Below are 13,132 nucleotides of genomic sequence, written 5' to 3'. Positions count from 1 at the left end.
ATTGGTTTAGACCTGTGTCTCGTGTATGGAGACACGATCCCGCCTCCATGCGCGGTGCGATGTGGAGGCGGGACCACAAGGTCTCACGGACAGGATGTGCGCGTGGTTCAGACGCCGGTACGTTCCCGGTCGCCCGGACCGGAGGGGTCACCCGGGACGGTGGTGTCCCCGGAGGCGTCCCGACTGCCCGAGGTGCGGGATTCGGTCGGGGGGCCGGAGGTGCAGAATTCGGCCGGGGTGTCGGTGGTGCCGGAGGCGGGGAATTCGGCCGGGAGGTCGGTGGCGCTGGAAGCGTGGGATTCGCCCAGGGCGTGTCCGCCACCCGAGGCTCGGGCATCGGATGTGGCATGGGCGTCACCGGGGCCCACGCGGTCGAAGACCTCGTCGAGGGCCAGCCCGGCACTGGCGTCCTCCGCCAGCAGATAGGCCTGCGCCTCACCCACGTGGAAGTACATCCCGTGCAACTGGAGCGTGCCCTCGGCGAGCCGCCTCGCCACTGATTCATGGGCGCGCAGGTGGTCCAGTTGCTGGACCACATTGGTGAGGCAGAGCTGCTCCAGCGAATCGGCCGGAAGCCGGCCGGAGATCCGGACCCAGGCGTGATGCCGCGACGCCATCCGCTGCAGGCTCGGCAGCCCGTGTCTCAGCCAGCGCCACAGGGAGGTCCGCGGAGTGTCCGGATCCGGCTTGGCTCCGAGCAGTGCCTGCATCGCGCCGCAGCCGGAGTGGCCACAGACGGTGATGGAATCCACCCCCAGCACATCCACCGCGTACTCGATCGCGGCGCCCACCGAGTCCTCACCCGACTCGGCGTCCGGCGGCGGTACCAGATTGCCGACGTTGCGCACAGTGAACAGATCACCCGGTCCGCTGGCCGTGATCATGCTGGTGACCAGGCGGGAGTCGGCGCAGGTGATGAAGAGCTGCGAGGGCCGCGGGCCCTCGCGGGCCAGCCGGGCCAGCTCCTCGCGCACCAGCGGGGCGGTGTTGCGCTGGAACGAACTCAGACCGTTGACCAGATGGTTGCCCCCGGTCCGACGCGGGGTGGCGGTGGGCGAAGCGCCCGGAGGGGGAGCGCTGGGGGCTCCTGACGTGGGGACGGAGGTGGCGTCGGTGCCGGGGGCCGGACTCAGGGCGGCGCCCGAGGCGGGGTCCGCACCGAGGCGGTCGTCGCTGAAGGGGCCGTCCGGGCCGTGACGGGTCTCGGGCTGCTGCTCGGGCCGGTCGTGGCAGTGATGATTGCGCCACGGTGTCCAGGGGCGGCAGCAGGAGTGCGCCGCTGACGCGGGCTCGGCGATCCGGCCGCCGGACCTACCGGTGAAGACGACCCGGCCGCCGTGGGCCGTGTGGGCAAGACTCCAGTCCTGGATCGTCTCGTACGCCGCATGGTCCATGAAGAAGCCGTCCAACGCGACGACGGCATCCCCGCCCTGCGGCAGCTGGGCGAGAGTCCGGCTGAGGCGAGGCACCGCGAGGAACGTCAACTGGCCCCGCACGACGACCAGATGCTGTCCACCCTGATCGATCACGGTGATCCTGGTCCGTGCCAGCCGGTGCAGGGCGACGGCCACGGCCACCGCGATGCCGATCGCCACGCCCTTGAGCACGCCGAAGAGGACCACTCCGGTGATCGTCGCCCCGTACACCAGGAATTCCCGGTGCCTATGCACGTTGCGGATGTGGGCGAAACTCACCATCTGGATGCCGACCATCATGACCAGCGCGGCGAGCGCGGCGAGCGGAATCCACTCCAGCACGGTGACAAGCAGCCCGGTCGCGAGCACCACCCAGACACCGTGCAGCACGGTGGAGGCACGGCTCGTCGCCCCGGCACGCACGTTCGCGGAACTGCGCACCGCACCACCGGACACCGCCAGCCCGCCCACCAGCCCGGACAGAGTGTTGGCGATGCCCTGGGCCCGCAGCTCACGATCGAGATCGGAGCGTCTGGCGGGTGGTGGGGCGAGTGTCGTCGGCGGGGCCGAGGGTGTCGGTGCGGTCAGGGACGGGGGCTGAGGTGAAGAGGGGGGCGGAGGCGAGGTTGGGCCGGAACCCGAGGTGAGGATCGAGTCCGGCGACGGTTTCGAACCCGAGGTCGCGGTCGAGCCGGGCAGGGACGGTGGCGAGCCCGGTTTCGAACCCGGGGGCGATGTCGGGACTCGGGCCGATCTCGTCCGCGCCCGCGACGCCGAAGCCGGTTCGGACGCCGAGCCGGCCTTGGATCGGGCGGAAGTCCGCTCCCCGGCGCGATCGGCCGAGAGTTTGTCCACGGCGACTGCGGCGAGCAGCGACTCCAGGCTTGCCACCAGCATCACCGTGAATACCGCGGTGGCCAGGGCGAGTACCGGACCGTGCGGCATCTCCGGCAGGGCATGCGAGCGCCAGGACGGCAGATCGACCCGGGCGATCCCGGGCGCCGCGACCGCAGCCACCGCCGTCGCGGTCACCACTGCGGCGAGGGCAGCCGGAATGCGCCGTACTACTCGACCGATGCGTCCCGGAAGTCGTGGCCACACGACCAGGATCGCGATGGTCAGCAAGCCGATCAGCGGGGCGGCCGGACTCACCCGCCCCAACTGGTCCGGGAGCGCGAGAGAGTTGGCGACCGCCGAACTCTGCGGCGAACCGCCGAGGACGATGTGCACTTGGGCGAGGGCGATCGCGACGCCGATTCCGGCGAGGGTGCCGTGCACGATGGCGGGGCTGACGGCGAGGGCGCTGCGCGCCGCCCGTAGCGAGCCCAGCAGGATCTGCAACAGTCCGGCGCCGATGGTGATCGCGCAGGTGGTGCGCCAGCCGTAGATCTGGATCAACTCGGCTGTGACCACGGTCAGTCCGGCGGACGGTCCGCTGACCTGGAGAGGTGTGCCGCCGAGCAGCCCGGCGACGATGCCGCCGATCGCGGCGGAGATGAGACCGGCCTCCAGCGGGGCGTCCATGGCGACGGCGAGGCCGAGCGACATGGGGACGGCGAGCAGGAAGACCGTGATCGATGCGGACAGGTCGGCGCCCGCGATGCGGAATCGTCCGCCGCGTGGTGGCGGTGGCGGGCTGTGTGGTCGCTTGACTCCCGAGGCGCGGTGTGGGCGCGAACTGCGGGATGTGTGGTCATGACGAGTGGGGACGCAGGCAGACATGTTCCCGTCTCCTCCGGGGCAGCGCGGTCGCGGAACGTGGGGACGCGGCCGTGGGTCACGGCGTGCAGCGGCGGGATTTCTCAACTCTCAGTAAACAGATCGTAATGGAGAGTAAAGGCCTGTGTCCATCATTGAGGACAAATGGACTAGTCAATCGCCTATTCAAGTGAATAAGCAGCTTTTCATGAGGTATGTCGTACTGATTTCTGCAAAAGCGTGTGCGATCTTGACCACGCGGGTCGGGATATTTCTACGCACATCACCTGCGAGGAAGAGGGTGGGCGGATGCTGCCTGTCACGAGGGGTGTCACGAAGGGAATCGCCGCCGGACGGGTTGCCCTGTGCGTCATGGTCATTGCGCTGATCGCGGGAATGGCCGGCTGCTCCTCCGGTCCGGATCCCGTCGTCGGAGCCGCTGGACCCGGCGCCGCGAAGCGGGACGCCGGGGCGCGGAAGAAGAACCCTCAAGTCGCGCCCAAGAGCCCGTTCCGGCTCATTGGCGACGGCTCCACGGCCTTCACGGGAATCCAGCCGAAGCAACCTGCGGCACAGCGCATGGCGCCCGGCCGGAAGCCGCCGCAGTTCGTGGTGTTCTCGTGGGACGGCGCCGGAGAGGACAGTCAGAAGCTGTTCTCGCACTTCCGCGAGGTGGGCAGGAGATACCACGCGAACATGACGTACTTCCTCAGTGGTGTCTACCTGCTGCCCGAAGACAAACGCGAGCTCTACGACCCGCCGAAGCACAACCCCGGCAGCTCCGACATCGGCTTCAACGACACCGAGGGGATCCGGAACACCATCACCCAGGTGCGGAAGGCATGGGAGGACGGCGACGAGATCGGCACCCACTTCAATGGCCACTTCTGCGGCCCCGAGGGAGGCGTCGGCACCTGGTCCGTCGATCAGTGGAAGAGTGAGATCGACCAGGCCAAGTCCTTTGTGAAGAGCTGGAAGACCAACGACCCCGGCCTCAAGGGTGAGAAGCCACTTCCCTTCGACTACGACAAGGAGCTCGTCGGCGGCCGCACCCCTTGTCTGGAGGGGCGGAAGAACATGGTGGCCGCAGCGCGGACGATGGGGTTCCGATACGACTCCAGCGGCGTCGACAACCAGGTCTGGCCGAAGAAGAAAGAGGGCATCTGGGACCTGTCGATGCAGCTCGTCCCGGTCCCCGGGCGCGAGTTCGAGACCCTCTCGATGGACTACAACTTCATGTTCAACCAGTCCGGTACGACGCAGGGCGACCCGAGTCGGCACGCGTACTGGGGCAAGCAGATGCGTGACGGCTTGATCCAGGCCTTCGACCGCGCGTACGAAGGAAACCGCGCTCCACTGATCATCGGCAATCACTTCGAATCCTGGAACGGTGGCACATACATGCGCGCCGTCGAGGAGACCATCGCGACGGTCTGCACCAAGAAGGGCGTCCGCTGCGTTTCCTTCCGGCAGCTGGCCGACTGGCTGGACGCACAGGACCCGGCAACGCTGGCGAAGCTCGGAACCCTTGACGTCGGGCAGGCCCCGGCAAAGGGGTGGGCGGAGTTCCTCGGCGAAGCCGGGAACGCGGGGGCGGATGCCGGCAGGGAGTCGGATGCCGACAGGGAGTCGGTTGTCGGCACCGCGTCGGATGTGGGCAAGACATCGGGCGTCGGCAAGGCGCACGCGGAGTCCGGCGCGGATCGGACCGGCCGCTAGCTGATTGGCCGCACTCTCCGGGCGCGCTCTCCTGTCGTGCCTGTCGACCGGGCTCGCCGACCGTGCTTGGTGAGCCCGGTCGGGACCGTCCGGCGGTTGCGCAAGGCGGCTGGGTTGCGCGCCTTTCGGTCGTGGCCGGCAGGTGAAGGCGCAACGGCACCCCGGCGGGAAGAGCGCGTGCTCCAGGCCGGGGCGCCGGCCGATCAGACGGGCTGAGCGGCGCCGTCCTGCGCGAACCGTTCGTCGAGCACGAAGGCGGGGTCGACCTGGGCAGCCAGATCGGCACCCGTCTTCTCGTTGCCCCAGCTCTCCGCGTTCTTCAGATGGAAGTGCACCATCTGTCGCGTGTAGCGCTCCCAGTCCCGTTGCTCGTACGAATCCTCCGCCGCGTTCTGCAGCGCCTGAAGGGCCATCCGGTTGTCCGCCTCCAGCAGTTCGAAACGGTCGGGCCTGCCCTTCTCCATCGCGCGTACCCAGTCGGAGTGCCCGACGCTGACCAGCAGGTCGTCCCCCACCTCGGCACGCAGGAAGTCCAGATCGTCCTCGCCCTGCACCTTGTTGCCGATGACCTTCAGCGCGACCCCGAAGTCCCGCGCGTACTCCTTGTACTGGCGGTAGACCGAGACACCCTTACGGGTGGGCTCCGCGATCAGGAACGTCATGTCGAAGCGGGTGAACATCCCGGAAGCGAAGGAGTCCGAGCCCGCTGTCATGTCGACGACGACATAGTCGTCGGGGCCGTCGACGAGATGGTTGAGGCAGAGCTCGACCGCACCGACCTTGGAGTGGTAGCAGGCCACGCCCAGGTCCGATTCCGTGAACGGGCCGGTGGCCATCAGCCGGACCTCCCCGTCGTCGAGCCGGACCATGCGGGCGCACGCGTCGTAGATCGGGTTGTTTTCGCGGACCCTCAGCAGCCGCGAGCCCTCGCCGGGCGGAGTCGTTTTGATCATCGTCTCGACGGAGGCGATACGGGGATTGCTGCCGCGCAGATACTCCTTGATCAGCGGTAGCTGGGCCCCCATGGCGGGCAGTGCCGCGGCCTCCTGGTCATCGAGACCGAGTGCGGCTCCGAGGTGCTGGTTGATGTCGGCGTCCACCGCGACGACATGGGCTTCATTGGCGGCAAGGTGGCGGATGAAGAGCGAGGACAGCGTGGTCTTGCCGCTGCCGCCCTTCCCTACGAAAGCGATCTTCATGTTCACCTAGGGTAGCGGCGCAATTGCGGACTGCTGCCACACTTCGTGAAGATGGCCACTCCCGGGCGGTATCCGAGTGAGGGGCGCGTAGCCTCCCTACTTATGAGTACGACTGCCTCTGATCCGCTTGCCACCCTGGGCGCTCTGCCGGGAGTCGCCGATGCGGTGGACTCCGTACGCAAGGCCGTCGACCGGGTCTACGGTCACCGCGTCATGCGGCGCCGCAGCAACGAGGTCACCGCGGAAGCGGCCCTGCGCGGCGCCCGTGGCTCGGCGGCGCTGTCCGGTGCCGACTGGAACCTGGAGGAGGTACGTCGGCGTACCGACTTCAGCGGCGACGGCGAGGCGCATGTGATCGGGGCCGCCCTGAGGCTGACCGCCGAAGCGGGTCAACTCCTTTCCATCTGGCGGCAGTCGCCGCTGCGCGTTCTGGCGCGGCTGCATCTGGTTGCGGCCGGTGGCGCGGAGCCCGAGGAAGCTGTCGGCCGGCCCCGGCTGGCGGGCGAACCCGTGGACGAGCCGCTGATCGAAGCGCCGCTGCCGGGCGCCGACGAAGTGGCCGGGAGGCTGGAGGGGCTCTCCGGATTGATCCTCTCGGGTACTGCGGCGCCCGCACTGGTGACGGCGGCGGTCGTGCACGGTGAACTACTGGCCCTGCGCCCCTTCGGCTCGTACAACGGCCTCGTTGCTCGGACCGCCGAGCGGATCGTGCTGATCGGGAGCGGGCTCGACCCCAAATCGATCTGCCCGGCCGAGGTCGGCCACGCCGAACAGGGCCGCGCGGCGTACCTGGCGGCGTTCGACGGCTACCTTTCGGGGACGCCGGCCGGGATGGCGGCCTGGATCGTGCACTGCGGGCGCGCCGTGGAGCTGGGCGTCAGGGAATCGACGGCAGTGTGCGAAGCCCTTCAGCGCGGCGCCGCCTAATGAAGGGGCGGGATGTCGTGGTGCCGCGATGGGACGGCCCTGTGGCGCATGGGCTCCGTCGGCGCGGCTTCGCCGCTGTGACTCCGCAGCTGGCTCGGGTCCGTAAGTCCACCGCGATAACTTCACCCAAGTAACTTCTCTGCCCCGTAAAAGGGTTGCGGCGGTACCGTCCTCGGTACCGCCGCTGGCATGTCTACCCAGTTACCATGCGTCCTCGATATGTGCCCATCAGGTCGGGGACTTTGCCCGTTTCCTGGTGCGGCTGGCCCGTAATCGACGGGTCGACGTCGCGTGGGTGCTCGGTTTTCATGCTCGGTCCGTGGGGCCTTCTCTGCGTTACAGGTAATCCTCTCGGATGTCCTTGGTCTCGCGGGCCGTTGAGTCCTTTGTACTCCAGCCCCGTGGTGAGCGGTAGTGCTGGCCACACTTCTTTACTTTTAGGTTCAATTACGGGTGAGTTGGGCAAATGGGTCCGGTGGGTGAACGGGGCCGATCGGCTGGGGTGTTCGTTGGCCGGGCGGCCGCGGAGGGGTCGGGCGGCCGCGGAGGGAAGGTGGGCGAGGATGCGGTCGGAGCGTCGTTCGGCCCCGTGCTTCAAAGGGAAGGGGTGGTGGAGCGGCGGCGGGAGGTGTACCAGACGAGTCCCGCGGTGACGGCCGCCGCGCCTACCGCTGCCGCTGCGACCAGCGCGGGGCGCGGTGGCAGCGAGAACGAGGGCAGTCGTTGCTTGAGTCGGACCGGACGGTCGAAGACGAGAATCGGCCACTCGCGGAGGGTTGCTTCGCGTCGCAGCGCGCGGTCCGGATTGACCGCGTGCGGGTGCCCGACCGACTCCAGCATCGGTACATCGGTCGCGGAATCGCTGTAGGCGTAGCAGCGCGACAGGTCGTATCCCTCCGACACAGCGAGCGCCTTGATCGCCTCGGCCTTCGTCGGCCCGTATGCGTAGTACTCCACTTCACCTGTGAAACAGCCGTCCTCCCCGACGACCATTCGAGTGGCGACGACTCGGTCGGCGCCGAGCAGCTCACCGATCGGTTCGACGACCTCGGCGCCCGAGGTCGAGACGATCACCACGTCGCGTCCGGCGGTGTGGTGTTCCTCGATGAGGGTCGCTGCTTCGTCGTAGATGATCGGGTCGATCAGATCGTGCAGGGTCTCGGCGACGATTTCCTTCACTTGTCGGACGTTCCAGCCCTTGCAGAGTGCGGAGAGGTATTCCCGCATCCGCTCCATCTGGTCGTGATCTGCACCCCCGGCAAGGAACACGAACTGTGCGTACGCGGTGCGCAGTACAGCGCGGCGGTTGATCAGTCCGCCTTGGTAGAAGGACTTGCTGAAGGTCAGCGTCGAAGACTTCGCAATGACCGTCTTGTCCAGGTCGAAGAAGGCTGCTGTGCGCGGCAAGAAGCGGTTTTCCACAAGGCAGAGCATAGGGGGCCACCATTCGGCGTAAACTCTGGCGCGTGGGTTTGCCTGAGAAGGCTCTCGGGTACACCATGGAAGTCACGGATCGTTCGCGACCGTGCTAACCCGGTCCGGCTCCTCCCCCCCCGAGTCGGCCGTGGGGACGACCCCCGCTCTCCCCCCCGGCGGGGGTCGTCGCATGTCCGGACACGTTTCTGCTGTTCGGAATCGAGCATTCTGCCTCCATTTCGGCCGTGACGGCCCACTTCTCGGTCGGCTCTCGCCATCATGAGCCGTCACGGTGCGTAGCGGAAGGGGTGCTCTCCGGAAGTCGCCGGTACGGGCGACGGAGATATTCACAACGACGGAGTTGTCCACAGTTTTCGAGCAAGATCCACACGATTTCCCGAAGCGCTGCACGGTGATTCCGGCCGCGAAGTCCGCGGGGCGTGGAATCGCCGATCTCGGAACGCTCCGAGATCATCGCGAACCACGATGAAGGTGCAGTGAGAAGGGGGGCGGAGATCGTGGCTGATTCCATCGCACGGGATCGTCTGCCGGTCGCCGAAGTGCGGCGGGGCGGACCGCTGATCGTGACCGAGGATGTGGAACTCCTCGATGATCTGCTGAGGCTGTGTGCGGCCGCCGGAGCTGAACCGGAAGTTCATCATTCGCTGCCCGAACGCAGGGGTGGTTGGGAGCAGGCGCCGATCGTTCTCGTGGGGGACGATGCCGCCCAGCGGTGCCGCGGAGCCGTGCGCAGGCGCGGCGTGATGCTGGTCGGCCGGGACCAGGACGTCCCGGATGTCTGGCGTCGCGCCGTGGAGATCGGGGCCGAGTATGTGCTGAGGCTGCCCGATTCGGAAGGTTGGCTCGTCGACCAGATCGCCAACGCGGCGGAAGGCGTGGGCCAGCCGGCGCTCACCGTCGGGGTGATCGGCGGACGGGGCGGTTCCGGCGCGTCCACACTGGCCTGCGCCCTCGCGGTGACCGCAGCCAGGGCCGGGCGGCGGACCATGCTGATCGACGGTGACCCGCTCGGCGGGGGCATCGATGTGCTGCTGGGCGGAGAACGGGCCGAGGGAATGAGATGGCCGGATTTCGCCCATTCCAAGGGGCGAGTCGGCGGACGCGCGCTGGAGGAGTCGCTGCCCTCACTGCACGGGTTGCGGGTGCTCAGCTGGGGCCGCGACGACTGGGTGGTCATCCCGCCCCGGGCCATGCAGGCCGTGCTGGCCGCCGGGCGCAGGCTCGGCGGGGTGGTGGTCGTCGACCTGCCGCGCCGGGTGGACGAGTCGGTGGCCGAGGCACTCTCGCAGCTGGACCTCGGGCTGTTGGTGGTCCCCGGGGAGCTTCGCGCGGTCGCCGCGGCGAAACGGGTGGCGTCGATGGCCGGGATGGTCCTGAACGACCTTCGGGTGGTCGTCCGCGGCCCGTACGCGGCGGGCCTCGACGAGCGGTGGGTGGCGCAGGCGCTCGGCTTGCCGCTCGCCGGTGAACTCCCGGTCGACGGCGGGCTCCTGGCGGACCAGGACGACGGCGCGCCGCCCGGCGGCCGTGCGCGCGACCCGCTGGCCAGATTCTGTACGGCGTTCTGGGAGCAGGCCTTCGTCCCGGAGGGTGCGGGCGGACGAGCCGTAGGAGGTGCGTCGTGACGGAGACGCTCCTCGACGCCGTCCGGCAGCGGCTGGCGCAGAGCGGCGCCGCCCCGACTCCGGCCGGGGTCGCGGCCGCGCTGCGAGCCCAGGGGCGACTGCTCGGCGATGCCGAAGTGCTGGGTGCGGCCGATGAGTTGCGCGGCGAACTGGTCGGCACCGGGGTGCTGGAGCCGCTGCTCGCCGACCCGACGGTGACGGATGTGCTGGTTTCCGCACCGGACCGGGTATGGGTGGACCGGGGCGGCGGGCTCGAACTCACCGGGGTGAGCTTCCGGGATGCCGCGGCGGTGCGCAGGCTGGCGCAACGGCTGGCGGCCGTGGCGGGGCGGCGGCTGGACGACGCCCGGCCCTGGGTGGACGCTCGGCTGCCGGACGGCACCCGTATGCATGCCGTGCTGCCGCCGGTGTCCGTCGGCTCGACGTGCCTGTCGCTGCGGGTGGTGCGGCCCCGGGCCTTCTCGCTGACGGAGCTGGTCGCGGCGGGGACCGTGCCGCCGGGTGGAGACCGGGTGCTCGGGGCGCTGGTGGAGGCCCGGGTCTCGTACCTGATCAGTGGAGGGACAGGGGCCGGGAAGACGACCCTCCTGTCGAGTCTGCTGGGGGCCGTCGGGCAGCGTGAGCGAATCGTGCTCGCCGAGGACTCCGCAGAGCTGCGGCCGGATCACCCGCACGTGGTGCGCCTGGAGTCGCGCCCCGCCAACCAGGAGGGGGCGGGGCGGGTGACCCTTCGCGACCTGGTGCGGCAGGCGTTGCGCATGCGGCCCGACCGGCTGGTGGTCGGAGAGGTCAGGGGTGCTGAGGTCACCGAGCTCCTGGCCGCCCTGAACACGGGCCACCAGGGCGGCTGCGGGACGGTTCACGCGAATGCCGCCGAGCACGTCCCGGCCCGCCTTGAGGCATTGGGCACTGCGGCGGGGCTGGACCGGACGGCGCTTCACAGCCAGTTGGCGGCTGCGCTGTCGGTGGTGGTCCATCTCGTGCGGGACCGGACCGGACAGCGGCGGATCGCCGCGGTGCAGGTCCTGGAGCGTGATGCGGCCGGGCTGGTGGTGACCGTACCGGCGCTGAGCTGGGGTGCCGACGGATTCGTGCGGGAGCGGGGTTGGGACCGGCTGCGGTCGCTGATCGGGGGTGCGCTGTGAGCGGTGGTACGACGACGGTGCTGTCGGAGAGCGCGAGTTGCGCGGCGGTCCTGTCCGTCGTGGTGGCGGCCTGGCTGGTGGTGGCGCAGGACCAGCGGCGACGGGGGGCCCGGGTGCTGTTCGTCGATGGGGTGGTCGAGTCTCCGTTGCGTGCGCGCTGGGAGCGGATTCGGGCAGAGGCCCGGCAACGGTTGCGCCGACGGCGGGAGTGGCTCTGCCTGCCGGTGGCGCTGGCCATCGCTGTACTGGGGAAGTCCGTGCTGCCGGTGCTGGCAGGGATGGTGGCGGTGCCGTTGACGGGGCGGTGGCTGCGGAGACGGGCCCTGACGCAGGAGCGGGAACGCAGGGCAGCTGGGGTGGTGTCGCTGTGCGGGGCCGTCGTGGGTGAGCTGCGGGCCGGGCACGAGCCGGGGCAGGCGTTGCTCGTAGCTGTCCGCGGGACCGGGGTGATGGGGGCGGCGGAGGCCGGTGTGTCGGCTGCGGCGCGGTTCGGTGGCGATGTGCCGGCGGCGCTCGGGCAGGCGGCGCGGGAGCCGGGTCTGGATGGGCTTGCCGGGGTGGCGGCCTGCTGGCGGGTGGCGGTGGACGGCGGGGCCGGGCTCGCCGCGGGCCTGGACCGCCTGGAGGGCGCACTGCGGGCCGAGCGGCGCAGACGGGAGGAGTTGCGGGCCCAACTGGCGGGTGCCTGGTCGACGGTGGCCGTGCTGGCGCTGCTGCCGGTGCTGGGCCTGGGGCTGGGAGCGGCACTCGGGGCCGATCCGTTGGCGGTGCTGCTGCACACACCGGCCGGGCTCGTCTGTCTGGTGGTGGGCGGGGTGCTGGAGGCGGCCGGGCTCTGCTGGGCCGGCCGGATCGTACGGGCGGGGGAGACGGCGTGAACGCGGCCACCGGAGACATCGCCCACCGGGCGGCGGCTCTGTGGGCGGTCCTGGGCACGGTCGCGTATCTGACCCTTGCCCTCGCGGGACGGCGACGGAGGCGGACGGTACTGCGTCGGGGAGCGGTGCTGCTGTCGACCGGCCCGGAGCGGCGCCGACGCGGGTGGACGGTGCCCGGGGCGCGGGCGAAGGAATGGACCACGGTCCTGGGCGCCGTGGCGGCGGGCGTGATCCTGGTCGGCGGCCTGCCGGGGTGCGTGATCGGGTTGGCAGGGGCGTTTGGTGCCTGGCGGTGGCAGCGGACCCGGCGTAGGCGTGAACCGGAGGCCGGGGCGGCGGAGGCGGCGGAGTTCGCGCGCCAACTCCCACTGGCGGCAGACCTCTTGGCGGCCTGTGTCTCTGCCGGAGCCGGACCCCGGGAGGCGGCGGAGGCGGTGGGGGAGTCGCTGGGCGGACCGGTCGGCGTGCGCCTGGCGCGCACGGCGGCGGAGATCAGGCTCGGTGGTGAACCTGCGGTGGCCTGGAGGAGGTTCGGGGACATACCGGGCGCCGGTGCGCTGTCCCGTTGCCTGGACAGGGCGGGATCGACCGGGGCTCCGGCGGCGGAACCGGTGGCGCGGCTGGCCGAGGCGATGCGGGCCGAACGGGCGAGTGCGGCCACGGCGCGTGCCCAGCGGGCCGGCGTGCTGATCACCGCACCGGTCGGGCTCTGCTTTCTGCCCGCGTTCCTGGCGGTCGGGGTGGCTCCGGTGGTGATCGGTCTGGCGGCCGGTCTGTTTCGCGCCGGCTGAAGAAAACTGCCAGTAAATATCCATTCCATATGAATTATGGATTTTCGCGGGGGTCGAAATGGTGCAACGAATCAGGGGCTGGGTGCGGAGCCTGGTCGGCCGAGTCCGGTCGGACAACGGAATGACGACATCCGAATATGCGGTGGGGACGATCGCGGCCTGTGCGTTCGCGGCGGTGCTCTACAAGGTGGTCACCAGCCAGCCGGTCATGTCCGCGCTGCAGTCGCTGCTCAAGGACGCGCTCGATGCGAAGTTCTAGGAAAGGTTCCGGGGCGTGCGACGGGGGTTGCGGCCGTGC

The 13,132-nt window shown here is 69.7% G+C and carries 10 protein-coding genes; 7 read left to right on the top strand and 3 right to left on the bottom strand.

Features of this window, described 5'->3' with window-relative positions; all coding sequences use genetic code 11:
* Window positions 1-107: 107 nt before the first annotated feature.
* Window positions 108-3,137 (bottom strand): bifunctional SulP family inorganic anion transporter/carbonic anhydrase, encoded by a 3,030-nt coding sequence (locus ACF1B9_RS20530; RefSeq protein WP_391795928.1) that lies wholly within the window; start codon window positions 3,135-3,137, stop codon window positions 108-110.
* 348 nt (window positions 3,138-3,485) lie between these two features.
* Between ACF1B9_RS20530 and ACF1B9_RS20525 the strand changes: the two genes are divergently transcribed.
* Window positions 3,486-4,832: a hypothetical protein gene (locus ACF1B9_RS20525; RefSeq protein ID WP_391744575.1), complete on the top strand. Its 1,347-nt coding sequence runs from the start codon at window positions 3,486-3,488 to the stop codon at window positions 4,830-4,832.
* Window positions 4,833-5,035: 203 nt separating this feature from the next.
* Here the strand turns inward: ACF1B9_RS20525 and ACF1B9_RS20520 are convergent, their stop codons facing one another.
* The gene (locus tag ACF1B9_RS20520; protein WP_391744577.1) at window positions 5,036-6,031 is read right to left on the bottom strand and encodes an ATP-binding protein; all 996 of its coding nucleotides are present in this window, start codon (window positions 6,029-6,031) and stop codon (window positions 5,036-5,038) included.
* A gap of 102 nt (window positions 6,032-6,133) precedes the next feature.
* Between ACF1B9_RS20520 and ACF1B9_RS20515 the strand changes: the two genes are divergently transcribed.
* Entirely contained in the window at window positions 6,134-6,958 is an 825-nt protein-coding gene (locus ACF1B9_RS20515; RefSeq protein WP_391744579.1) for an oxidoreductase, read from the top strand.
* Window positions 6,959-7,552: 594 nt separating this feature from the next.
* On the opposite strand, the gene ACF1B9_RS20510 is transcribed toward ACF1B9_RS20515, so the two are convergent.
* Window positions 7,553-8,392 carry an HAD family hydrolase gene (locus tag ACF1B9_RS20510; RefSeq protein WP_376273567.1) on the bottom strand — a complete coding sequence of 280 codons (840 nt, stop codon included), beginning with the start codon at window positions 8,390-8,392 and terminating at the stop codon, window positions 7,553-7,555.
* A 500-nt stretch (window positions 8,393-8,892) separates the two neighbouring features.
* On the opposite strand from ACF1B9_RS20510, the gene ssd reads away from it, so the two are divergent.
* Genes ssd through ACF1B9_RS20485 form a run of 5 tightly spaced genes read left to right on the top strand, consistent with a single transcriptional unit; the run spans window position 8,893 to window position 13,093 of the window.
* Window positions 8,893-10,020 (top strand): septum site-determining protein Ssd, encoded by a 1,128-nt coding sequence (gene ssd, locus ACF1B9_RS20505; protein WP_391744581.1) that lies wholly within the window; start codon window positions 8,893-8,895, stop codon window positions 10,018-10,020.
* Window positions 10,017-11,165 carry a TadA family conjugal transfer-associated ATPase gene (locus tag ACF1B9_RS20500; RefSeq protein WP_391744582.1) on the top strand — a complete coding sequence of 383 codons (1,149 nt, stop codon included), beginning with the start codon at window positions 10,017-10,019 and terminating at the stop codon, window positions 11,163-11,165. Before ssd ends, ACF1B9_RS20500 begins: the two co-directional genes overlap by 4 nt.
* On the top strand, window positions 11,162-12,043 hold the full coding sequence (locus ACF1B9_RS20495) for a type II secretion system F family protein (RefSeq protein WP_391744584.1): 882 nt from the start codon (window positions 11,162-11,164) through the stop codon (window positions 12,041-12,043). Before ACF1B9_RS20500 ends, ACF1B9_RS20495 begins: the two co-directional genes overlap by 4 nt.
* On the top strand, window positions 12,040-12,834 hold the full coding sequence (locus tag ACF1B9_RS20490) for a type II secretion system F family protein (RefSeq protein WP_391744585.1): 795 nt from the start codon (window positions 12,040-12,042) through the stop codon (window positions 12,832-12,834). The genes ACF1B9_RS20495 and ACF1B9_RS20490 overlap by 4 nt, the downstream gene beginning before the upstream one ends.
* Before the next feature lie 58 nt (window positions 12,835-12,892).
* On the top strand, window positions 12,893-13,093 hold the full coding sequence (locus tag ACF1B9_RS20485) for a DUF4244 domain-containing protein (RefSeq protein ID WP_351076989.1): 201 nt from the start codon (window positions 12,893-12,895) through the stop codon (window positions 13,091-13,093).
* Window positions 13,094-13,132 lie beyond the last annotated feature (39 nt).

The sequence above is a fragment of the Streptomyces sp. NPDC014727 genome (assembly GCF_043083485.1).
Taxonomy (GTDB): domain Bacteria; phylum Actinomycetota; class Actinomycetes; order Streptomycetales; family Streptomycetaceae; genus Streptomyces.
This window is presented reverse-complemented; position numbering and strand designations above follow the sequence as displayed.